Raw genomic sequence first — 19,729 nt, forward strand, 5'->3', positions numbered from 1 at the left:
AGGTGGCTCCGGATAGGAGGAATCAGTGAACCGGTGTCGTCTACCTCGAGCCACCGTGGCCCATTGGGTGTACAGCGAGAGATCGGCATAAAATCGACGGGTGTTATTTATTTATATTGTTATAAAAGACTTCGAATATAAATACACATTTATATTTTGGGGGAATAGGCCCTGAGAATTCATGCGTAAAGGGATTTCGCGCCGGGAGTTACTCGGAAGTATTGGAACCGGTGCAGTGGGTACGACCGTCGCGCTCGGGACAGCTAGTGCCACCGATCCGGACGAAACCCGTCACGGACCGTCCGGTCGATACATCGTCGGCATAGATCCCGGAACGGCCAGCCAAGCGCGCGTCGCGGCCGACGACGTTCACCGGGAGTTCGATTTCGGGGAGCTTGGCGAGGCGGTATCCGGCTTTTTCCCAGAAGAGGCGCTAAAGGGGTTACAGAACAATCCCAACGTCCGCTATATCGAGGAAAACGGTCAGATGCACGCCCTCGGCGAAACCGTGCCGTACGGGATCGAGATAACCGACGCGGACGACGCCATCGCCAGCGGGCACAGCGGTGGCGGCGTCAGCATCGCGATTCTCGACACCGGCATCGACGCCCAGCACGAGACGCTCGAGGAAAATCTCGGTGCGGGATGGGGCGCTGTCGAACCAGCGTGTGATACCGGTGACGACTGTACTCCCACGTTTTTCTGCCGTTCCAATTACATCGAGGACTGTTACGAAGAGTGGGACGACGACAACGACCACGGCACCCACGTCGCCGGGACGGCCGCCGCAGCGATGAACGGCACCGGCGTGAAGGGCGTCGCACCGGATGCGACGCTCCACGCCGTGAAAGTGCTCGATTGCTGTGGATCAGGCAGCTTCGACGACACTGCAGCCGGCATCGTGTGGGCTACTGACCAGGGCCACGAGGTAATCAACATGAGTCTTGGTGGGCCGGAAAGCGAGGTTATCGACGACGCGGTCGAGTACGCGGCCAGCCAGGGCGTCGTGCTCGTCGCCGCAGCCGGAAACGACGGTGAGTGTACTGATTGTGTTGGTCATCCCGCTGCCCACCCGGAGGTCATCGCCGTCTCGGCGACCGACGAGAACGACGAACTGGCAAGCCTTTCGTCGCAGGGCCCAGAGGTCGATATCGCGGCACCCGGTGACGCCGTCCGGTCATCAATTCCACGCGACGAGTACGCAAAGATCTCGGGCACGTCGATGGCAGCCCCACACGTCGCTGGCGCAGCCGCGTCGGTCATCGCCAGCGGCCGGACCGACCGCGAGGCCGTCCGGAGTACGCTGTTAGATACCGCCGACGATATCGGACTCAGCGAGGAGGAACAGGGCGCAGGCCGACTCAACGTTGCTCAGGCAGTCGCCGACGTAGACGAACTCGAGCGCTACGCCGATGCCGACGGCCTGGTCCAGACCGACGGCCTCCGTGCGGCGATCGACGACTGGCGCGGCGGCGAGGTGGACACCGACGTGTTACGAGACGTCATCGGCGCCTGGCGATCCGGAGAGCCAGTCAACTGAACGCTCGCGTCGGTTCAGGACGGCAACGGTCACCGACTCGAGCCCGTAACGGCGTCTCGAGTGGCACGCGCCACGTGCGCCCGCAGCCGGTCGGTCGCCAGCGCGCCGGTGACGTGGCCCTTCTCGAGCACCGAGAGCGAGAGTCCCTCGTAGCCGCCTCGCTGCTCGTCGAACTCGACGAGCCGGTCGTAGCGGGCGAGCAACGGCGAACAGTCGTCGGCGTCGACGGCCGCGAAGGCGTCGTCGAAGTCGAGCGCCTCCCGGATGCGATCCGGGTGAGCCAGCGCCGACTCGGCGACCAGTTTCCGGTAGACCGAGGAGACGAATAGCTCGCCGGTCGCTGCCCCCGCGAGCATCGGCAGATAGTGGTCACAGGTGCCGTAGTAGGCCCGGTGGAGGTTTACGACCCAGCCCCCGAGGCTGAGCCCCGAGACGACGACGGCGGGACAGCCCCGCTCGAGCAATCGCTCGCGCAGCCCTTCGAGCAGCGTCGCCGACGCCGCGAGCAGGGAGACGAACGTCTCGAGGGCTCCGACGGCGTCGGTGTACGCTCGAGTCGAGTCGCCGTGAAACGGCGCGCGGATCGCGAGCAGGTTCACGGGGACGGTCCAGTCGTCGGTCGCGAACAGCCGGCGAAACGAGTTCGAGCTGAACCGGCCGAAGTCGAAGGGATCCTCGCCGCTGCCGTGGACGAACAGCAGCGTCGGCCGGTCGTCGCCGAGCCAGCGCCAGGCGAGGTAGCTCGTCTCGAGCGGACCGGCCGGCGTCTCGACGTCGACCCTCCTGACGCCAGCGTCTTCGAACGCGAACGGCTCATAGTGCGATTCGGCGACGGCCTGGTCGATCGGGACGCTCTCGAGACTGCGTGCGAAGAACGGCCGTCTGAGGAACACGCCGCTGAGCGTGATCGAGGCGACGTCGAGGAACTCGTGTCGATTCACGTGCGGGTTCCTCCGTCTCCGTCGACGTCGCCGGCCGACTGGAGGAGCCAGTCGAAGCCGTCCAGCACGGCCCGTTTGCCGCCCGTCTCGACGATCTCGCCGTGGCCCGGGATCACCCGGTCGAAGTCCCACGCCAGCACGTCCCGGATCGACCGTCGGAACGTCGCCTCGTTCGCGACGGTCAGACGGAAGTCGCGGGGCGGGCTGATCCGTCCGTGGACGCCCGCCAGCCGCGCCATGAGCCGAGTTTTGAGCGGGGCGCTCGAGCCGACGTGGTAGCCGACGTCGCCCAGGATGAGGGTCCGGCTGGATCGGTGGAAGAAGGCGAGCTCGGTCAGCCAGCGGTGGCCGGAGACCGCGACCTGATCGACGTCGGCCGCCCACCGCGGATCCGGCACGTCGCCGAGCAGCCCGTCGAACGTGAGATCGGTCCGGCGGGCCTCGAGGCCGGGTGCGGCGAGCAGTTCGACGGCCGGGAACGCCGCGCGGTACTGTTCCATGTACAGGTGGCCGTGGAGTTTGCTCGCCGGAACGACGTAGCGGACGTCGCCGAGGGCAGAAAGCGCCGACTCGAGTGCCGGCGTCAACTCGGCCGGCGACTGGACGACGAGCTCGCCACTCGAGAGCCGGATCACCGTCATAATGCGGCCGATTTCGAAGCTCAGGAAGCGAAGCGGTTCCTCGTAGGTCCACAGCCGTGGTGCGTGCTGGGTGAGCATCGACGGTGGTCAGGCGGTCCTCACTCGGAACCGGCGGTGGCGTCTCTCGACTTGAGCGTCGTTCATACGACAGGTTCCCGCCCGGACACTATTGCGTTATCGCCCGATCGACGACCGGATCGCCGACTCACTGTCATCGGACACCGACTCGCCGTCGTCGGACACCGCACACCGCCGACGTCGGTGAGCGTTCACTCGAGTGACGAGCCGTCGGCGTCGACGGCCTCGAGTTCCGCCAGCAGGAACTCGAGGGCGGCGTCGACGGTCTTCGCCCGGATCGCGGCCCGGTCGCCGTCGAACTCGTATCGAGAGACGGTCGCGTAGGAGCGCTCTGACCCCCAGGGGCCGGCGTAAGCGACGCCGACGTAGACGGTGCCGACGGGATGTTCGTCGGTGCCGCCGCCCGGGCCGGCGATGCCCGTCGTGGCGACCCCCCAGGTGGTGTCCGTAACGTCTCGCACGCCCCGGGCCATCTGGCGGGCGACGGGGTCGGAGACCGCACCGTGCTCGTCGAGCGCTTCCCGCGTGACGCCGAGGTGCCGGCGTTTGGCCCCGTAGGCGTAGGTCGCCAGCCCGGCCTCGAAGTAGTCGCTCGAGCCCGGGACGGCCGTGATCGCGGCGCCGATGAGCCCGCCGGTACAGGATTCGGCGACCGAGAGCGTCTCCTCGCGTTCGCGAAGGACGTCGCCGACCCGCGTTGCGAGGTCGAGGTCGATCCGTTCGTTCATGGTGGGAAAACGGCCGCCTGGGTAGTGAATGGTCGGGCGAGTTTATCCCTCCCCCGGCCAAACTGGGCGCATGACCGCACCGTTCAGCTTCACCTTCACGCACGGCCCCGAACTCGTCTCGGGGCTGGATCGCTCGAGAACGCTCGCGACCCAGCTCGACGCACTCGGCGTCGAGCGACCGATGCTCGTCACGGACGAGACGCTCGTCGAGGTCGGGGTGCTCGAGCCGGCGATCGAGAGCCTCGAGGGGGCCGGACGTCCGTACGCGCTCTTCGACGAGGTCGAGCCGAACCCCCGGAGTGTCACGGTCGAACGGGGGGCCGAACGCGCCGTCGACGAGGGCGTCGACGGGATCGTCGCCGTCGGCGGCGGGAGTTCGATCGACGCCGGCAAGGCCATCGCCGTACTCGCGCCCAACGGCGGCGAGTGGGCCGACTACGGCGGGACGCCAGACGTCGACCGCTCGAGCCTGCCGACGGTTTGCGTGCCGACCACGGTCGGGACCGGGAGCGAGGTGACGCCCGGCACCGTCATCACCGACGCCGAGCGCGACGTGAAAGTGACGACGCGCTCACCGGAGCTGTTCGCCGACGTGGCCCTGCTCGATCCGGCGCTCTGTGAGTCGCTCCCGCCGCGGGTCACGGCGGCGACGGGAATGGACTCGCTCACGCAGGCGATCGAGGCCTACCTCAACCCCGAGGCGAACCCGATCACCGACGCGCTGGCGCTCGAGGCCGTCCGCCTGCTCGGGCGGTCGCTACGTCCCGCGGTCGCGGGAACCGATCTCGAGGCGCTCGCCGAGTTGCAGGTCGCGACGGCGATGGAAGGAATCGCCTTTCACAACGCGGGGCTCGGGCTCGTTCACGGGCTGTCCGAACCCGTCAGCGGCGCGTTCCACACCGGCCACGGAATCACGAACGCCGTCTTGCTCCCCGTCGTGCTCGAGTTCAACCTGATCGCCTGTCCAGACCGCTACGCCCGGCTGGCCGAGGCGATGGGCGTCCGAACGGAGGGGCTGTCGACCCGCGAGGCGGCCGGCGCGTTCGTCGATGCGGTTCGGGAACTCGCGGACGACGTCGACATTCCGGCGGGGCTCGAGGAACTCGGTGTCGACCGGGACGCGCTGCCGGAACTCGCAGACGAGGCCGTCGACCACGGCAACAGCCTGGAGAACCCGCGGGTGGCCTCGAGAGCGCAGCTCCTCGAGCTGTACGAACGTGCGTTCGTCGACGAATCCCGTCAGAGCACGAAGAACGCGCTGTAATCGAAGACCACGAGGTAGAGCTGGCCGAGCCCGGCGAGGATCATCACGACGCCGGCGATCCGTTTGATCGTCCCCATGTGAGGCGCGAGCTGTCCTGCGCCCGCGAGCAGCCCCATTCCCGTGGCGACGGTCACCGAGACCATCAACAGCGTGACGGCGCCCGCGTACGTTCCGATGACGAGGGCAGCGCCGGCCGGCTCGAGCGAAACCGCGTTGACGACGACGCCGACGAAAAACGGCGCGGCACAGCCGGCCGCCGCGAGCGCGTAGCCCGCGCCGAATATCCCGAACCCGAGGACGCTCGAGCGACGCTTCGGTAACGCCACCGAGAACGAGGGGATTCGATCGGCGACGACGAGGATCCCGAAGACGACCAGCACGAGGCCGACGAGTGCTTCGAAGGCCGTGACGCCCTCGAGCACCCGGTGCCCGATCCAGAACGTCAGTCCCATCAGGACGGCGAAGGTCGCCAGAACACCGGCCCCCGCGACGAGTCCGCGGCTGATCGCACCGCCGAGTGAGGCCTCTTCTCCCTCGGTCTGGCTCACGTAGAAGGCCACGTAGCCGGGCAACAGCGGAAACGCACAGGGGGAGAAAAACGTCGCCAGTCCGGCGAAGAGGGCGAACGCGAGCGCCGTTGCGAGAGCTGCGTCGAGCATCGATTACGTCGAGTCCTCGCTCGAGTCGCTCGTCGCCGGCTCGTCGTCGGATTCCGGTTCGTCGGCGTCTCCGGATTCTTGCCCGTCATCGTCCGAGACTGCCGCGAGTGCCTCCTCGATGGGCTCGACGATCACGTCACGTTCCAGGTAGCCGTGAGCGCTCAGGTACTGCTCGCCATCGGCGTCGAACACCGTCGTGATGGGGTGTGAGAAGACGTCGTAGTAGTCGACGAGTTCGGAGGGCGCGATACCGACGGGCCAGTTCCCGTCGTACTCGACCCACCAGCCGGCGAGTTCGTCGGCGGTCATGTCGGTCGTGTTCGAGTAGTTCGGATGGAGTGCCCCCAGAAACGTGACGCGGTCGTCGTCGACGGCGTTTCGCACTCGTCCGTGGACCGACATCATGTCCTGGCAGATGCCACAGGTCGGCATGAAGAACATGACGGCCATCACGTCGTTCTCGCCAGGGACGGTCACCGTCCCGGCCTCGCTCCCCGGGGCGTCGATCGTCTCGACCGTGAACGGGGGTTCGGGACCGCCGTCTTCGCCGTCCTGGCGGTGGGCCGCTGGCTCGGAACCGCCGTCAGTTCCGGACGACGGGAGGCCGCGACTCGCGAGCACGCCAGCGCCAGCGAGGACGCCCAGGCTTCCGACTCCCGCGAGGACGTCGCGGCGTCTCACGGCGACACCCCGCCCTCGAGCACCGATGCCCTGACGTTCGACCCTCGATCCGTCCGACTATCCATGATCGAACGTAGGGGTTCACGATAGAAGGGCTCACTGGTTCGATCGTAGAACTCGACGGTGAATCCAACGACCGGGCTGGTCACTCGTCCGTGCGTTCTGTGTTGGCGGCCTGGGCCTCGCGGGCGGCGTCGACCGCCTCGAGGAGTTCGTCGACGGTCTTCTCGCTGAAGTTGTCCCAGTGTTTGCGGCCGGCGCCGTCGATCACGATCGTCGTCGGGTACCGGAAGACGCCGTAGTACTCCTGGAGTTCGTCGCCCTCCTGGATCCCGACGGGCCAGTCGCCGTCGTTGTCGATCCACCACTCGCGGACCGCCTCCGGCGTCCCGACCCGACCGTAGGCGAGCATCGACAGGAAGACGACGTCGTCGCCGACGGCCGCTCTGGCCGCACCGAGGGTCTCCATCTCTCGCGCACAGGTTGCACACGTCGTCTGGAAGAAGTCGATGACCATCACCGTCTCCGGCTGGGGGACGGTGAGCGTGCCGGCCTCGCTTCCCGGGGCGTCGATCGTCTCGATCTCGAACGGCGGTCGCGTCACGCCGTTCGTCTCTTCTTCGTCGTCGCTCGCCGCCGACTCCGAATTTGGCGCCGGTGTGGGTGGTCCCCGGCTCAGGAGTACGCCGGCGCCGGCGAGCACGCCAGCGCTCGCGAGCCCCGCGAGGACGTCGCGGCGTCTCACGAAATCACCCCCGACTCGAGTGACGAACCGGCCGCGTCGTGACGCCCAGCGTAGCCCCGTCGACACATAGTCGACCGTACGTCCGCGACGAAAAAGGGCTCACTGGTTCGATCGTGGAACGGATCGCGTGACCCGCAGGAACCAAGCCGATCGCCGGCGTCGACTCGAGCGTGACCGACGACCGAACGCGGTGGAACGAGAAACACCGCGACGACGAGTTCGAACTGCCGAACCGGCCGACCCCGGAACTCGAGCGCTGGCTCGAGGCACTCCCGCCAGGGCGGGCACTCGACGTGGCGACCGGGACCGGGCGAAACGCGTGCTTTCTCGCCGAAGCGGGCTACGACGTCGACGCGGTGGACGTCGCAGACGAGGCGCTCGAGATCGCCCGCGAGCGGGCCGACGAGCGTGGCGTCGAGGTGAACTGGATCCGGGCCGACCTCGCCGAATTCGACCTCGAGGCCGAGTACGACGTGATCACGGTGAGCTACTTCGCCGCGCTCGACCTCCTGCCGGAGCTGAAAGAGGCGCTCGCGCCGGGCGGCGTGCTGGTGTACGAACATCACCTGCGCGCGGCCGAGGAGATCGAGATCGGTCCCTCGAGTGACCGCTACCGCTATCGGGCGAACGATCTCCTCCGGGCGTGTCTCGACCTGACGGTCCTCCACTACGAGGAACGGCTCCGGACGGTGACCGACGGCACCGCGGCGGTGGCGACGCTCGTCGCACGAAACACACACGGGGGGACCCAGTCGTACCCTGCACTCCCCGACCCAGAGCCGAACGGTTAAGAGAGCGCTCTCCGATGGGAGGTGTATGTCATGGGACACGATCTCCCTCGAGCGGAGTGACGGCGTCGCGACCATCACCGTCGACCGGCCGGACAGCCTGAACGCGCTGAACCGCGGGACGATGCTGGCGCTCTCGGAAGCGATCGAAGAAGCCGAGAACGCCCGGGTGCTCGTCTTCACCGGCGCCGGCGAGGACTCGTTCGTCGCGGGCGCCGACATCGGCTTCATGCAGGAGATCGGCACCGACGAGGCCCAGGCGTACGCCGAACTCGGCCATGAGATCTTCCGGGCGATCGAGACCCACGACGCGCCGGCGATCGCCGCCGTCAACGGCTACGCCTTCGGCGGCGGCTGCGAACTCGCGCTCGCGTGTGACTTCCGCGTGGCGAGCGAGAACGCCCTCCTCGGCCAGACCGAGATCGACCTGGGGATCGTCCCGGGCTGGGGCGGCACCCAGCGCCTCTCCCGGCTCGTCGGCGACGCCGTCGCCCGCCGAATGGTGCTCCTCGGCGAACGCCTCGACGCCGACTCGGCCGCCGAGGTCGGTCTCGTCGACGAGGTCGTCCCGCAGGAAGACCTCGAGCGAGCCGTCTCTGAACTCGCCGACGAGCTCGCCGAAAAGCCCCGGTTCGCGCTGGCCGCCGCGAAGGAGGCGCTCAACCAGGTCCACGAGATGCCCCTCTCGGCCGGCCTCGAGTACGAACAGCGCCTCTGGAGCGGCCTCTTCGGCACCCACGACCAGCGCGAGGGGATGGCGGCGTTCGTCGAGAAGCGAGACCCCGAGTTCGAGTGAGCTGACCGGTACCCGGTTTCAATCCTGCGCGGACGCCGCGAGGTCGGGGTCACCGTCGTCGACCGGCTGTTCGGCCCCCACGTAGCGGGCCCACAGATACAGCAGGCTCGGCAGGACGACCACGCTCGCGACGAACGCGGCGACCATCGCCAGGACGACCAGCGTCGCGAAGTGCTGGAAGGACGGATCGGGGTGGATCAACATCCCGGCGAACGCGCCAACCGAGGTCAGCATGCTCCCGAGGAGGGCGCCGCCGGTGCCGGTGACGGCCGTCTCGAGGGCGTCGCGGTCGGTCCGGCCGCGACCGCGCTCGTGGGCGAACCGGTCGCTGAGGTGGATCGAGTAGTCGATGCCGATGCCGATCACCAGGCTCACCAGCAGTGCCGTCAGGAAGTTTAGTGGGACTGAAAGCAGGTACATGCCGCCGACGACGTAGCCGAGCACGAGCGCGACGGGAATCGCCGTCAGCACGCCGAGGGAAGCACTCCCGTGGATCCACCGATAGACGCCGACCAGAGTCAGGAACACGGCGGTCACGGCCACGACCATCACGCGGACGATCCCGTCGGTGATCTGCTCGATCGCCGCCTGCTCGGCCGTGGCGTCGCTGACGACGGTCGCCGCTACGCTCGCGTCTTCGGTCTCGATCGCGTCGCCGACCGCGAACAGGTTCACGGCCCGGTCGGCGTCCACTGCCGGCCCGTCGGCCGCCTGGGGCGGTCCGATCGCCCGCAGCGAACGGTACTCGCCGGCTTCCCGCTCGATCACCGCGCTCGCCCGATCCGAATCGACCTCGTAGAGGTGGTCGTACACCGCCTCGAGGTCGCTGTCGGGGATCCCGTCGCCGGTCGTGTCGGCCTCCTCGACGGTCCCGGCGAACTCGTCGTCTTCGGCGGCGACCGCTTCGATCACGGTCGTCGGCGTCTCGATGGTGTCCGTCCGACCCTCGGCGAAGGTGCCGCGCTCGACGCCCTCGTCGATGCCGTCCTCGAGGGCGTACAGCGCGTCGTCGTCGGTCACCGACCCCTCGACGAGGACCTGCACGCGGTCGTCCTCGGCGGCGGCGGCACTGCGGAACTGCTCGCCGACGTACTCCTGGTTTTCGAGCGCCTCGTTCTCCTCCCAGCCGACCGGGCCGGGCAGCTCCTGTTTCCACTCGGCGACGTCGGGGCTCTCGGCGCCTGCGGCCTCCTCGTCGAGGGCCGTCCACGCGACCCCACCGCCGGCGGCCAGCACGACCGCGACGACGGTCACGACGGGAGCGGCCCGCCGGGCGAGCGTCACCGTACTCGAGAGGAGCGGGCGGACGTACGCGCCGGAACCGAGCGGCTGCTTGTGGCGGTCCAGTCCCAGCCGCTCGAGTGCGTCGTCGATCGTGACCTTCAACGCGGGAACGAGGGTGACGAAGATCACGAACGCGGAGCCGACCCCGAGGGTGATGGCGATCCCGAGGTCGCGCAGGGCGCCGACGGGGTTGACGAGGTTCGCGAGGAAGCCGATGCTTGCCGTGATCGTGACGAGCCCGAACGCGACCGCGACCGAGCGCAGTCCGCGAGCCATCGGGAGCCGGATCGCGGCCACCGAGTCTCGCTGCTCACGGGCCGCTTCGTTCTCCAGCGCCTCGCGCGCTTCGCGATAGCGGGTGAACACGTGGAAGCCGTAGTCGATCGACAGCCCGGCGATCAGGACCGGGCCGATCACGACCGCGGGCCCGACCTCGACGCCGAGCCAGCCGAGGACGCCGAACATCCAGCCGATCGAGACGATCACGCCCACGAGCCCGACGATCACGTCGACGATGTCGCGGTAGGCGAAGGCGGCGACGGCGAGGATCAGCCCGAGCACGACGGGGAGCACCAGGAAGACCGTGTTCTCCACGCTGGTTTCGGACATCGCGTCCATCGCCGGCTCGCCGAGCGTGAAGAACTCGGGATCGGTACGGTCCGCGGCGGCGTCGGCCAGCGCGTACTGCGCGTCGGCCGGCGCCTTGCCGTCCTCGGTGGGTTCGAACGCGAAGACGAGCTGCGTGCTCTCGGCGTCGGCGGTGCCGGGCTCGTAGCTGTTGGGAACCAGAAGCTGTGCTTCGGGCTCCTCCGCGAGCGTCGTCTCGACGATCGCAGCGATCTCCTCGTCATCGGCGTCCTCCAGGGCCGCGATTTGCTCGGCGAGGCTGGCGTCCGGATCGCCGACAGCTTGGGTCCCGACAAACGAGGCGACGCTCAGGGCTTCGTCGTTCGTCCGTGCGTCCGCGACGGCGTCGTCCTCGGCGACCGCCTGCTTGTACTCGAGCGTCGCGATCATCGCCTCCGTCGAGAGGGCGTTTCCACCCTCGTCTCGCACGTAGACGGGGAAGTGCGCTGCCCGGTCGTCGCTTCCGTCAATCTCGTAGTTCGCCTGGACGTACTGTTCCGCCTCGTCGACGTCGGTCTCGACCGCGCCGGCGAAGCCGCCGTCGCCACCCATCTCGGCGTTCGCGATGCCGAGGACCAGTCCCGCCGTGAGCAAGCCCACGACGAGGACGACGGCGACGTTGTGCGTCGTCACGATGTCGACCGTTCTGTCGAGTGCGTTCATGCTGTACCCGGACGTCACCCGGACTCGTGCTTAAGTATTATCGAAGAAATGACATATATCGAATCCGATTCAAAAGACGCGTTGAGTGGATCCACCGGTTTTCTGCGGGGTCGATCCGGCCGATCGGCTCTCGGGCCGAAATCGCTCAACGTCCGTTGAGTACGAAATCCGAGCGGATCAGCGATCGCCGACCGAATCGCGTCGGACGCGCTCGGCGCGCTCGACCGAGAGGTCGTCGTCGACGACCAGCCGGAGGACGTCCTCGTCGACGCGGAACGTGACCTCGTACACGTCCGGGGCGAGACGGTCGGTGGCCCACCGCTTGTCTACCACTCGAGGGAGCATCTCGAACGTGGTCAGCGACGTGGTGTCGACGCCGTGGTCCCAGTGGAAGGCGACAGAGGCGGGGTGGGTCGCGACCCACACCGACACGGGTCCGTTGAAATTGCTCCAGCAGCTTCGACAGCGGCCGGTCGCGACGAACCGCAAATTTCCCGGCGCCTCCGCCTCGAGGTCCCTGACTTCGATGTCGACGATTCCCCCGCAGATTCCACAGACCCCCTCGCGGAACTGCCCGAAGAAGCTCGCGGTACGCGTCGCCACGCTCTCGAGGACGGCGTCGTCCTCGCGTTCGACGACCTGTGCCGGGGTCACCGGGATGGCGCCGAACCCCCCACCGCAGTCCTCGCATCGGTGGAGCAACATCCGGTCCTCGACGTCGGTCACGAGCGCTTCGGCACCACAGTGCAGACAGCTCCCCGCGGTCTCGAACGGCTCGAACTCGACGTCGCCCGCGTACGCTCCCGCGAGAAACTGGCGGACGATCGCCTCGCCGGCGTAGGTGAACTTCCAGCCGTCGTCGGTGTGGCGGAGGTAGGTGCCGTCGAGTTCCTCGAGGTGGTAGGACAGCTGTGACGTCGAGTCGACGTCGACCCGTTCGTACACCTCGGAAAACGATAGCACCGGCATCGTCCCGCCGTCGGGCATCCTCCGTTCGTCCAGCGCCTCCGCGAACGCTCGCAAGATTGCGATCCGCGTTGGATCGGACAGCGTGGCGAATGCCGCTGCCGCTTCCTCCTCGTCCGGCATGTCCACCACCTTCGGGAACGACCAGTATCATCGTTCGGGTCACGAACTGCTCGCTTCGCTCTCTGTGTTGCGAATTAACAAACCAATCCATGGTTTTGCGCCAGTGTTCTTCAGAGGCTGACAAAGATGAGGTGATGACTACGCAATGTGAGTCTTGCACAAGGTACCGGTCCGATTGATAATGACGGTTGTAACTGTTTACCGGTGATCGCCCCACCGGGACGGCGATCACCGGTAAGAGACTAAAGAGACTACAACCATCGTTATGAGACGACTGCGACCGCTCCGGTTCGTCAGTCGGACCGAAACCCCGCAGCCGACGCTGTCTCTACCACAGTAACTATTGGAAGCTTTTTATTTATCGGTCATCAAATTGGGGTGACAAGACCTTCCAACATGGATCTGAACAGACGGGGAGTTCTCGCTGGTGCGGGAGTCGCGGGCGTTGGTGCTCTCGGGTTCGGGTACTGGCAGCGCCGGCGAATCAGACGCTTCTCCGAGATCAGCGACTTCCGCGACATCGCAGGCATCGAAGTGCCACAGATCCAAGCGGACCCCGTTATCACGATGCCACTGCTCGAATCGGCATACAACCGGACAGTCGATCGGTTCGACGAGATCGAACCACGCCTCGAGCCCCCACTCGATCGGTACTCCATGGAGTTCGTCGAGGAGCTTCGGGGGCAACTCAGTGACGAGGCACCCGACCGTGTAACCATCTCGTCTCGTGTTCCAGCTTATGGAGCGCCCGCGATGCACGCTGCTCGTCGCCAGACACTGTCCCTGTACCACATCCGGCGGTCACGTCTCGTCTCGGTCCTCGCTTACAACTCGCCCGGAGAACTGCCGCCCGAAACCTTCGAGGAGGACGCGGTGACCGTGCGCGAGCGCATCGAGTCTCTGACAGTCCCATACCGGGGGAGAACGCTTGGGGAAGCGATTATGCGTGGGGCGACCATTGAGTGGGCGATTGGCAGAGCCGAAAACCGCCTCGAACGTGCAAAAGAAGAAGACGACTACCCTGCTCAGTGGCGCGATCTCGAACGGGCCACGGCGGCGATCGAAGACGCCGAATCGTTCGTCCAAGCCCGGGACGGGTCGGACTACGCCGATGACTTGCCGACAGTTACCGAACGAGTCGTGAACGAATTCGAGCACCGCCAAGAGGAAGCACCCGAGGAACTCCTCCAGGATACTTCCGTGGGAGAAGAACCTGTCCCGTCGTTCGCCAGTTCAGCAATTGCGTCGGCCCAACGATCAATGCGGCTTCTCGGCGCATCACCATCTAGCAGACGTGGCCTGCCCGAAGACGGCAACTACGGACAGACCGTTCTCACGTACGCACTGTTACTTCCGACTGTGTCGCTGTACGAGGCCTTTGCCGACGTTCCTCACGTTTCCTACTGGGAGGAACTCGAGTACGAACGTGGAGCCACTCCCGAAGCGTTACGCGCAGAAAAAACCGCGACTATCGATGCCGTTGCACCGCATTTTGAGGCCGACGATCCACTGGTCGCTCACCTCGCTACGGTTCCGCTCGGCGTCGTTCGGGATGCTGATAGCCGATTGCAAACGCTGATCGACGATCCGCGCGAGTTCGATGACACCGAGTGGGCGAAGCGACGCGGACAGGTACTCCTCCAGTACGAAAGCGCACGCCGATACGCCGAGGCGATCGACGAGCCGATCGACATCATAACCGAGCTGTAGCAATTGTAATGGCCAATCCACGGTGCAAGACTCATCCTCTATATCGGTCACTGCGATTTCATTATGTCATCAATCTGTCACGCCGAGGATATGAAAACTCACGCTAATCACTACAGCGAGGGGGCTGTTTGAAACGCGCCGCGTGCGTCTCTCTGCGCCATAGCGAACGAACCGCGGACGATCGCCCTCGAGTCAGCGTCGAGATCGAACCAGCAGAATCAGCGCGAGCGCGAGCGCGCCGGCGGGAAACGCCGCGAGGACGAGGAAGACGAGGCTTGGCCCGCCGTAGGTCAGCGCGATCCCGGCGATCGAGGCGCCCGCGGCGCCGACGCCGAACGTGCCCAGGTAGACGTAGCCGAACGAGAGGCCGTGGACCTCGGCGGGGGCGGAGACGCCGACAAGCGCCTGCAAGATTGGCGCGTAGAGGTAGACGCAGACGCCGAGGACGGCACAGACGAGGAGGAACGCCCCGGTGCCGAGTTCGGCGGCCGGAACGAACAGCAGGGAGACGGCCACGAGGGCGGCGAACGCGCCGATGATCGCCGCCTGCGGGTTCACCCGATCGCTGAGCTTCCCGCCGACGATCTGGCCGACGGCGCCGAGCATCAGCAAGCCGGCGTAGAGGTACTGGCTGGGGTCGAACGACTCGCCGGCGATGACGACGGGGTCGAACACCGCGAGATCGGCGAGGACGTCCGGCAGGAACGTGAAGACGCCCCGGTAGTAGATCCCCGCGAGCATCGCGATCCCGAAGACGACGAGGAAGGCGCTCGCAAAGAGCGTCTTCGTGCCGGCGAGCACCTCCCGGAGCGGCTGGCCCTCGCCCCCGCCGTCGGTCGTGACCTCCTCGTCGACGCCCGCGGTCTCGTCGAACTCGAGTCGGAACGCGAGGACGGCGATCACGACGGCGGGCAGTGCGAACAGCGCGGCGACGAGTTGCCAGTCGGAGAACGTGAGCAGGATCGCCGCGACGAACGGGCCGAAGGCGGTGCCGACGTTGCCGGCCGCGCCGTGGTAGGCGAGGACGGTTCCCTGGCGCTCGCTTCCTCGAGTGATCAACGAGAGCGCTGCGGGGTGATAGACGCTGGCGGCGGCGCCCCAGAGGATCAGCGCGATCGCGAGGACGGCGATCGACGGGGAGTCGGCGATCGCCAGGTGTTCGGTGATCGCCGGAGAGGCGCTCACCAGGAGAAAGCCACCGCCCATCCCAAGGATCGACGCCGTGACGAGCGTCTTCGAGCCGTAGGAGTCAGCGAGAATGCCACTCGGCACGGCGCCGACGCCGATGAGCGCGTAGCCGACGGCGACGACGGTCCCTAACACGGCCGGCGAGACGTCGAAGACGTCGAGCCAGACGACGACGAACAGCGGGATCGTGAGTTCGTAGGCGTGGAACGTCGCGTGACCGATCATCGTGAAGCGGGCGATCGATCGGTCGTTCGCGTCCATGCTCCGGTCGTTGGTTCGACCTCCTCTAAGCTCTATGGAAGTCGGCACGGGCCGAGTGCCGTCGCTCGAGTCGACGAGTCGGGCCGAAAACGAGTGACCGAATTTACAGGTAGCCCTCGGCAGCGAGCCGGTCGATTCCCTCGCGCAGGCGCTCCTCGCTGGCCGCGTAGGAGATCCGGGCGTAGCCGGGCGTTCCGAACGCACTCCCGGGGACCGTGGCGACGTGGGCGTCCTCGAGCGCGCCCTCACACCACTCCTGGTCGTTCTCGCCGGTGGGGAGCATCATGTAAAAAGCCCCGTCGGGAACCGCGACGTCGACGTCGTGTTCGGCGAGTAAGTCGACCACGAGGTCCCGGCGTCCCTCGAACGCCTCGACCATTTCGGAAACTGCGTCGTCGGTGTTCTCGAGCGCCTCGATGCCGGCGTGCTGGACGAAGTTGACGGCCGAGGAGACGGAGTGGCTGTGGAGTTTGCCGGCCTGGCTGACCAGCTCCTCGGGCCCGGCGAAGTAGCCCAGCCGCCAGCCGGTCATCGAGTACGCCTTCGAGAAGCCGTTGACCGTCACGGTGCGGTCGGCCATCCCCTCGAGCGTGCCCAGACTGGTGGGGGAAACGCCGTAGGTGATCTCCTTGTAGATCTCATCGGAGATGACGGTGACGTCGTGCTCGACCGCGAGATCGCGGACGCCCTCGAGGGCGGCGTCGGAATAGACGGCGCCGGTGGGGTTCGACGGCGAGTTGACGATCAGTAGTTCGGTCTCCGCCGAAACGACCTTCTCGAGGTCCGAAAGGGCGGGCTCGAGCTGGAAGTCGTACGGCGAGAGGTCGACGCGGGTGAGGTAGCCGCCGGCCATCTTGACCATCGCCTCGTAGGAGACCCACGCGGGGTCGAGCAGGACGACCTCGTCGCCGTCGTCGACCAGCGCGTGGATGACTTCGTACAGCGCCTGCTTCGCGCCGGGCGTGACGATGATCTCGTCGGTACTGTGTTCGAGGCCATCGGCAGCGAGCTTCTCGGCGATCGCCTCACGAAGCTCGAGGATCCCGGCCGAGGTAGTGTAGCCGGTGTGACCGGCGTCCATCGCGTCTTTGCCCGCCTGGACGACGTTTTCGGGGGTGGGGAAGTCGGGTTCGCCGACGGAGAGGTCGACGACGTCCGCGCCCTCGGCCTCGAGTTCGGTCGCGAGCGCGGAGATGGCGAGCGTTGCTGACGGTTCGACACGGGTTACGCGGTCGGTGAAGTCCATGGTCATGGTTCTGGGTCGGGAAGTTCGTCGACGAGATCGATCGCACCCTCGACGGCCGTGGCGGCGTTTTCGACGCGTTCGCGGGCCTCCGCGGCGGACATGCCGGGGCCCGTGACGCCCAGGGTGACGGGGGTGTCACGCTCGAGGCTGACGTCGGAGAGCCGACCGGCCGTTGCGTCGGCGATCACCTGGTCGTGGTCGGTGTCGCCGGTGATGATCGAGCCGAGGACGGCGACGGCGTCGATCTCCTCGCGACGGGCGAGTCGGTCCGCCGCCAGCGGTGCGTCGTACGCACCGGGGACGCGAACCGTCTCGGCAACCGTCGCGTCGGCGTCGGCCGCGGCTTCGCGGGCCGCCTCCTCCATCTGCTCGGTGATCGGGCGATTGAACTGCGCGACCACCAGTCCGAGCGTGGTCATATCCGTTGGGTTGTGCGGGTTGGTAAAAGAGGTACCGTTCCGTGCGAAGGTGACGGGGTACCTCCCGGTAAAATCCGTCCGTCTGCGACGTTCGCATCTCAGCTGTCGATCCGATCGTCCGGGCGGCTGGCACGCTCGAGGGGCCGACGTCTCGTCCGAACCGCTGTCCGTCAGCTCCGGCGCAATCGAAACCGGATCGCGATTGCGACGGTCACTCGGTACAGCACTCCGTCGCTGCCGCCACGACGAAGTGACGGCCCTTACAGGAGGTCTTCGACGTACTGGTCTTCCCAGCTCCGTCGGTCCTCGATCTCGCGTTTGCCCCTGCGGGTGACGGTGTAGAAGTTGGTCCGGCGGTCCTTGGTACCCTTCTCGAGGAGTCCCTTCTCGACGAGCGTATCGAGGTTGGGGTAGAGCCGTCCGTGGTGGATTTCGGACTCGTAGTAGTTCTCGAGTTCGTCTTTGATCGCGAGGCCGTGTGGTTCCTCGAGTCCCGCTGCGACGTACAGGAGGTCACGCTGGAAGCCGGTGAGGTCGTACATGACTGTCCATACGAGGGGGGCATTAATTAAATACATTGAATTGATGATTGTCATGAGCCCAAACATGTCTGACAGGATCCGACGACGGTCCGCTCACGAGAACTGTCGGTCTGTGCTGACTCACGCGATCGCGGTCCCGGCGTCGCGACCCCGTCTCGAACGGCAGGTGCGCCCTGGAGTTTCGGGGGAAACCAGTCGAGATGGTACGACCACGACACGACACCGATCTGTAACGAGGAGCCGTCGGTCGATCTCGTCTCAGGATGCCTGGATGTACCGGCGTTCGACACGGCGACCGAGAAGCGACGAGACGGAACGGTCGTCGGTCGAGCGGAGACGGCAGGGAACGATGCACGTCCGTGAATACCCCGTGGACGGGAAAGAGCAAGGTTTACACTTCCGTGCAGACCGTTGTCGAGCATGAGCGAGACCGTGCTGCTGATCGGCGGGGGCGGACGCGAACACGCTATCGCCCGCACGATCGAGGACAGCGACTGCGACCTGTACGCCTGTGCGAGCAACCGGAACCCGGGGATCGCCCGGATCGCCGCGGGCTTCGAGTCGCTCGAGGAGACCGACCCGGAGGCGGTCGTCGCCTACGCCGAGGACGTGGGGGCGACGCTCGCGGTCGTCGGTCCCGAGGCACCACTCGACGTCGGCGTCGTGGACGCACTCGAGGACGCCGGCGTCTACGCGTTCGGCCCGAAGCGAGCGCAGGCGCGCATCGAGACGGACAAGGCGTTCCAGCGGCGGTTCATGGCCGAGAACGACGTTCCGGGCTGCCCGGACTTCGAGACGTTCGACGACTCCGAAGCCGCCTGCGACTTCATCGACGAGTACGGCGGCGACCTCGCGATCAAGCCCGCCGGCCTCACGGGTGGGAAGGGCGTGAAAGTCATCGGCGACCAGGTCACTCCCGAAGAGGGCAAGGCGTACATCCGCGACTCCGAATACGACCAGCTCGTCCTAGAAGAGCGGCTGATCGGCGAGGAGGTCACGATTCAGGCGTTCGTCGCCAACGGCTCCGTCCGGACGGCCCCCGCCGTCCAGGATCACAAGCGCGCCTACGAGGGCGACGAGGGGCCGAACACCGGCGGGATGGGCAGCTACTCCGACGCGAGCCGCGAGTTGCCGTTCATGACCGAGGCCGACTACGAGCGGGCCGTCGAGATCATCGAAGCGACCGTCGACGCCCTCGAGGGCTACCGCGGCATCCTCTACGGCCAGTTCATGCTCACCGCGGACGGTCCAAAGGTCATCGAGTACAACGCCCGCTTCGGCGACCCCGAGGCGATGAACACGCTGCCGACGCTCGAGACCGACTTCCTCGACGTCCTCGTCGCGGCCCGCGAGGGCGAGTCGCTACCTGACCTCGAGTTCGCCGAGCAGGCGACGGTCTGTAAGTACGCGGTGCCCGAGGGGTACCCGACGGAGCCGAAGGCGGGGGCGAAGGTGCAGGTCGACGAAGAGAGTGCCGGGGATGCCCTCCTGTTCTACGCGAGCGTCGACGAACGCGACGACGGCATCTACACGACCACCTCCCGTTCGTTCGCCGTCGTCGGGCTGGCCGACACGATCGCCGAGGCCGAGGAGATCGCCGAGGACGCCCTCGCGGTCGCAGGCGACGAAGGGCTGCACATGCGCCACGACATCGGGAAGGCGGAGCTCGTTCAGCGGCGGATCGACCACATGGCGGAGCTGCGCGGGGACTGACCGCGCACGGACTGGCGTCGCGGTTCGATTTTCGAGTTGCTAAAGGCTTTCCTGGCCCGAGTCCCGAGTGAACGACAAACGCGTCCGACGCGACCGCCGAGGCCGTCGACGCTCCCACCGGACACT

Annotated in this window: 18 protein-coding genes; 6 read left to right on the plus strand and 12 right to left on the minus strand. The window is 66.7% G+C overall.

Going from position 1 to position 19,729, the window contains the following annotated elements; all coding sequences use genetic code 11:
- Nucleotides 1-181: 181 nt before the first annotated feature.
- Nucleotides 182-1,540, plus strand: a complete 1,359-nt coding sequence (locus NMQ09_RS09795) for a S8 family serine peptidase (protein WP_255194399.1) — start codon at nucleotides 182-184, stop codon at nucleotides 1,538-1,540.
- 29 nt (nucleotides 1,541-1,569) lie between these two features.
- Here the strand turns inward: NMQ09_RS09795 and NMQ09_RS09800 are convergent, their stop codons facing one another.
- The 3 genes from NMQ09_RS09800 to NMQ09_RS09810 form a co-directional block, all read right to left on the minus strand.
- On the minus strand, nucleotides 1,570-2,481 hold the full coding sequence (locus NMQ09_RS09800) for an alpha/beta fold hydrolase (protein WP_255194400.1): 912 nt from the start codon (nucleotides 2,479-2,481) through the stop codon (nucleotides 1,570-1,572).
- Nucleotides 2,478-3,200, minus strand: a complete 723-nt coding sequence (locus tag NMQ09_RS09805; RefSeq protein ID WP_255194401.1) for a DUF4336 domain-containing protein — start codon at nucleotides 3,198-3,200, stop codon at nucleotides 2,478-2,480. The genes NMQ09_RS09800 and NMQ09_RS09805 overlap by 4 nt, the downstream gene beginning before the upstream one ends.
- 191 nt (nucleotides 3,201-3,391) lie before the next feature.
- Nucleotides 3,392-3,928, minus strand: a complete 537-nt coding sequence (locus tag NMQ09_RS09810; protein ID WP_255194402.1) for a CinA family protein — start codon at nucleotides 3,926-3,928, stop codon at nucleotides 3,392-3,394.
- 70 nt (nucleotides 3,929-3,998) lie between these two features.
- Between NMQ09_RS09810 and NMQ09_RS09815 the strand changes: the two genes are divergently transcribed.
- Nucleotides 3,999-5,192, plus strand: coding sequence for an iron-containing alcohol dehydrogenase (locus NMQ09_RS09815; RefSeq protein ID WP_255194403.1), 1,194 nt, complete (start codon nucleotides 3,999-4,001; stop codon nucleotides 5,190-5,192).
- On the opposite strand, the gene NMQ09_RS09820 is transcribed toward NMQ09_RS09815, so the two are convergent.
- The 3 genes from NMQ09_RS09820 to NMQ09_RS09830 form a co-directional block, all read right to left on the minus strand.
- Complete coding sequence (locus NMQ09_RS09820) at nucleotides 5,168-5,851, minus strand: cytochrome c biogenesis protein CcdA (RefSeq protein WP_255194404.1); 684 nt, start codon at nucleotides 5,849-5,851, stop codon at nucleotides 5,168-5,170. The two genes, NMQ09_RS09815 and NMQ09_RS09820, sit on opposite strands and share 25 nt — an antisense overlap.
- Nucleotides 5,852-5,854: 3 nt before the next feature.
- On the minus strand, nucleotides 5,855-6,532 hold the full coding sequence (locus NMQ09_RS09825; RefSeq protein WP_255194405.1) for a TlpA family protein disulfide reductase: 678 nt from the start codon (nucleotides 6,530-6,532) through the stop codon (nucleotides 5,855-5,857).
- Nucleotides 6,533-6,677: 145 nt separating this feature from the next.
- Nucleotides 6,678-7,277 carry a TlpA family protein disulfide reductase gene (locus NMQ09_RS09830; protein ID WP_255194406.1) on the minus strand — a complete coding sequence of 200 codons (600 nt, stop codon included), beginning with the start codon at nucleotides 7,275-7,277 and terminating at the stop codon, nucleotides 6,678-6,680.
- Between the two features lie 170 nt (nucleotides 7,278-7,447).
- Here NMQ09_RS09830 and NMQ09_RS09835 point away from each other — a divergent pair, with 170 nt between their 5' ends.
- The gene (locus NMQ09_RS09835; protein WP_255194407.1) at nucleotides 7,448-8,068 is read left to right on the plus strand and encodes a class I SAM-dependent methyltransferase; all 621 of its coding nucleotides are present in this window, start codon (nucleotides 7,448-7,450) and stop codon (nucleotides 8,066-8,068) included.
- 25 nt (nucleotides 8,069-8,093) lie between these two features.
- Nucleotides 8,094-8,861, plus strand: a complete 768-nt coding sequence (locus NMQ09_RS09840; RefSeq protein ID WP_255194408.1) for an enoyl-CoA hydratase/isomerase family protein — start codon at nucleotides 8,094-8,096, stop codon at nucleotides 8,859-8,861.
- 18 nt (nucleotides 8,862-8,879) lie between these two features.
- Here NMQ09_RS09840 and NMQ09_RS09845 read toward each other — a convergent pair whose 3' ends face one another.
- Both NMQ09_RS09845 and NMQ09_RS09850 read right to left on the minus strand, forming a co-directional pair.
- Nucleotides 8,880-11,435 carry an efflux RND transporter permease subunit gene (locus tag NMQ09_RS09845; protein WP_255194409.1) on the minus strand — a complete coding sequence of 852 codons (2,556 nt, stop codon included), beginning with the start codon at nucleotides 11,433-11,435 and terminating at the stop codon, nucleotides 8,880-8,882.
- Between the two features lie 177 nt (nucleotides 11,436-11,612).
- Nucleotides 11,613-12,524 (minus strand): winged helix-turn-helix domain-containing protein, encoded by a 912-nt coding sequence (locus NMQ09_RS09850; RefSeq protein ID WP_255194410.1) that lies wholly within the window; start codon nucleotides 12,522-12,524, stop codon nucleotides 11,613-11,615.
- Nucleotides 12,525-13,181: 657 nt separating this feature from the next.
- Between NMQ09_RS09850 and NMQ09_RS09855 the strand changes: the two genes are divergently transcribed.
- Nucleotides 13,182-14,234, plus strand: coding sequence for a hypothetical protein (locus NMQ09_RS09855; protein ID WP_255194411.1), 1,053 nt, complete (start codon nucleotides 13,182-13,184; stop codon nucleotides 14,232-14,234).
- A 192-nt stretch (nucleotides 14,235-14,426) separates the two neighbouring features.
- Here the strand turns inward: NMQ09_RS09855 and NMQ09_RS09860 are convergent, their stop codons facing one another.
- The 4 genes from NMQ09_RS09860 to NMQ09_RS09875 all read right to left on the minus strand — a co-directional run bounded on the left by NMQ09_RS09860 (nucleotide 14,427) and on the right by NMQ09_RS09875 (nucleotide 17,890).
- Nucleotides 14,427-15,683, minus strand: a complete 1,257-nt coding sequence (locus tag NMQ09_RS09860) for an MFS transporter (RefSeq protein WP_255194412.1) — start codon at nucleotides 15,681-15,683, stop codon at nucleotides 14,427-14,429.
- Nucleotides 15,684-15,786: 103 nt separating this feature from the next.
- On the minus strand, nucleotides 15,787-16,935 hold the full coding sequence (locus NMQ09_RS09865; protein WP_255194413.1) for a pyridoxal phosphate-dependent aminotransferase: 1,149 nt from the start codon (nucleotides 16,933-16,935) through the stop codon (nucleotides 15,787-15,789).
- Entirely contained in the window at nucleotides 16,932-17,348 is a 417-nt protein-coding gene (gene ribH, locus NMQ09_RS09870; RefSeq protein ID WP_255194414.1) for a 6,7-dimethyl-8-ribityllumazine synthase, read from the minus strand. Before ribH ends, NMQ09_RS09865 begins: the two co-directional genes overlap by 4 nt.
- A 260-nt stretch (nucleotides 17,349-17,608) precedes the next feature.
- Entirely contained in the window at nucleotides 17,609-17,890 is a 282-nt protein-coding gene (locus NMQ09_RS09875; RefSeq protein WP_255194415.1) for a helix-turn-helix transcriptional regulator, read from the minus strand.
- 420 nt (nucleotides 17,891-18,310) lie between these two features.
- On the opposite strand from NMQ09_RS09875, the gene purD reads away from it, so the two are divergent.
- On the plus strand, nucleotides 18,311-19,603 hold the full coding sequence (gene purD, locus NMQ09_RS09880; protein WP_255194416.1) for a phosphoribosylamine--glycine ligase: 1,293 nt from the start codon (nucleotides 18,311-18,313) through the stop codon (nucleotides 19,601-19,603).
- The last annotated feature ends 126 nt before the right edge of the window (nucleotides 19,604-19,729 follow it).

It is taken from the genome of Natronobeatus ordinarius (assembly GCF_024362485.1).
Taxonomy (GTDB): Archaea; Halobacteriota; Halobacteria; order Halobacteriales; family Natrialbaceae; genus Natronobeatus; species Natronobeatus ordinarius.

Coding starts and splice junctions, on each gene's coding strand:
- NMQ09_RS09795 (WP_255194399.1), top strand. CDS start 182: ATGCGTAAAGGGATTTCGCGCCGGGAGTTACTCGGAAGTATTGGAACC.
- NMQ09_RS09805 (WP_255194401.1), bottom strand. CDS start 3,200: ATGCTCACCCAGCACGCACCACGGCTGTGGACCTACGAGGAACCGCTT.
- NMQ09_RS09810 (WP_255194402.1), bottom strand. CDS start 3,928: ATGAACGAACGGATCGACCTCGACCTCGCAACGCGGGTCGGCGACGTC.
- NMQ09_RS09815 (WP_255194403.1), top strand. CDS start 3,999: ATGACCGCACCGTTCAGCTTCACCTTCACGCACGGCCCCGAACTCGTC.
- NMQ09_RS09820 (WP_255194404.1), bottom strand. CDS start 5,851: ATGCTCGACGCAGCTCTCGCAACGGCGCTCGCGTTCGCCCTCTTCGCC.
- NMQ09_RS09840 (WP_255194408.1), top strand. CDS start 8,094: ATGTCATGGGACACGATCTCCCTCGAGCGGAGTGACGGCGTCGCGACC.
- NMQ09_RS09845 (WP_255194409.1), bottom strand. CDS start 11,435: ATGAACGCACTCGACAGAACGGTCGACATCGTGACGACGCACAACGTC.
- NMQ09_RS09850 (WP_255194410.1), bottom strand. CDS start 12,524: ATGCCGGACGAGGAGGAAGCGGCAGCGGCATTCGCCACGCTGTCCGAT.
- NMQ09_RS09855 (WP_255194411.1), top strand. CDS start 13,182: ATGGAGTTCGTCGAGGAGCTTCGGGGGCAACTCAGTGACGAGGCACCC.
- NMQ09_RS09860 (WP_255194412.1), bottom strand. CDS start 15,683: ATGGACGCGAACGACCGATCGATCGCCCGCTTCACGATGATCGGTCAC.
- NMQ09_RS09865 (WP_255194413.1), bottom strand. CDS start 16,935: ATGACCATGGACTTCACCGACCGCGTAACCCGTGTCGAACCGTCAGCA.
- ribH (WP_255194414.1), bottom strand. CDS start 17,348: ATGACCACGCTCGGACTGGTGGTCGCGCAGTTCAATCGCCCGATCACC.
- NMQ09_RS09875 (WP_255194415.1), bottom strand. CDS start 17,890: ATGTACGACCTCACCGGCTTCCAGCGTGACCTCCTGTACGTCGCAGCG.
- purD (WP_255194416.1), top strand. CDS start 18,311: ATGAGCGAGACCGTGCTGCTGATCGGCGGGGGCGGACGCGAACACGCT.